The following is a 1,371-nucleotide window of genomic DNA, read 5'->3' as shown; positions in this document are numbered from 1 at the left end:
GCGCAGTGGATTCAGAAACACGGAAAGAATGGAATGAAGCCAGCGAGAAAAGGAGAAGAGACCCACTTGGGCTTGATGAAATAGTGGAATGGGATTTGGATTCATGGGCGACATTGGATTCATTGGCGACAGAGTCAGAACGGGTCAACAACGATGACTGGATGGAAGCGTTCCTACAAGGGCTGTGATATGCATTAAGAAGGTCTTGAAAGTGCAACTACGGTCTGCGCAGGGGGTGGCGGGTGACCACCATTCCTACTGTGACCCACAAAACCGAATTTTATCCTCAATTTTCTGCCATCCTCGCTACGGGGTCGCCTAGACGGGCGCTATTCTCGGTCAGCCTCCCAGGTAATTGTCCCGAAATAAAATCGACATTTAATGTTCCCACTGGTACGGCCATGTAATTCTATTTTGGCATTTAGATATTCCAGCAAAATGAACCTCTGGACAGAACAGCTGTCTGTTTAATTATATTTTCGTGAATTAATGAAATATAATTATGGATAGAACCTCTGCTGCTAACGCAAGATCAGGTAATTATTACAACCAACCGGATAACCATGCCGCTTCTTCAAGGCTTGGGCGATATAGACCTGACATAAGACAGAGGGATAGTCCCTACCGTACTATCCCGGGGCATAATGAATTTTACCCTTCTTCTGGCGCATGCACTTCTCAATATCTACAGTGTCGTTCAATAACCCCTGCTCAAGATTTCAATGCCCTTGTCAAACCAGAAATAATGGATGATCTGTTGAGTAAATCTGATCGTTTCGCTGATCGCTATGATGGGAGAAATCACGGTCACTTTGCCAGTTCCATTAAAAAATACACGTCAGCCTCTAAAAGACCGTTAAATCGAGCAGAACAAAGCCAGCTGATACGTTTGCTGCAAAATTTTACAGCAACACGGAGCTGGAATTGGCGAAGCCTGACGACAACACTTCATTCATTGACTTCAGCAGGTGTTTTTACCCCTCATCAACCCAGGGATGAGCGTGTCAAGCTTACTCAAGCTGCCTTATTGTCAACGCTACTTGATGCAATAATATTCAGGTGCCATCAAAAACCTGAAGCCAGGGATATTGACGCCCAGCAAATCGTCAACCTGCTGTGGGCCATGGCGAAACTGGTGGACAACGGACAGGAGCGGACACCGGGGCTCAAAAAGGCCGTGGCCGCACTGTTGCCCAATGTGATCGCACAGAAAGACCAATTTATTGCTCAGGGTATCGCCAACCTGCTGTGGGCCATGGCGAAACTGGTGGACAGCGGGCAGGAGCGGACACCAGAGTTGAAAGAGGCTGTGGCCGCGCTGTTACCTCAAGTAAACGCACAGAAAGCTAACTTTAAACCACAGGAAATCGC

At 47.3% G+C, this 1,371-nt stretch carries 2 protein-coding genes; both read left to right on the top strand.

The features are described from left to right. The coding region (locus ACO6V1_RS23940; RefSeq protein ID WP_422469104.1) for a hypothetical protein at positions 1-188 on the top strand (188 nt) is incomplete at its 5' end. A 314-nt stretch (positions 189-502) separates the two neighbouring features. Next, on the top strand, positions 503-1,371 hold an 869-nt coding region (locus ACO6V1_RS23935; RefSeq protein ID WP_422469102.1), incomplete at its 3' end, for a hypothetical protein.

It is taken from the genome of Endozoicomonas sp. ALC013, assembly GCF_049310205.1.
GTDB lineage: Bacteria > Pseudomonadota > Gammaproteobacteria > Pseudomonadales > Endozoicomonadaceae > Endozoicomonas.
The sequence above is the reverse complement of the archived record's forward strand: the minus strand, read 5'-3'. Positions and strand labels throughout refer to the sequence as shown.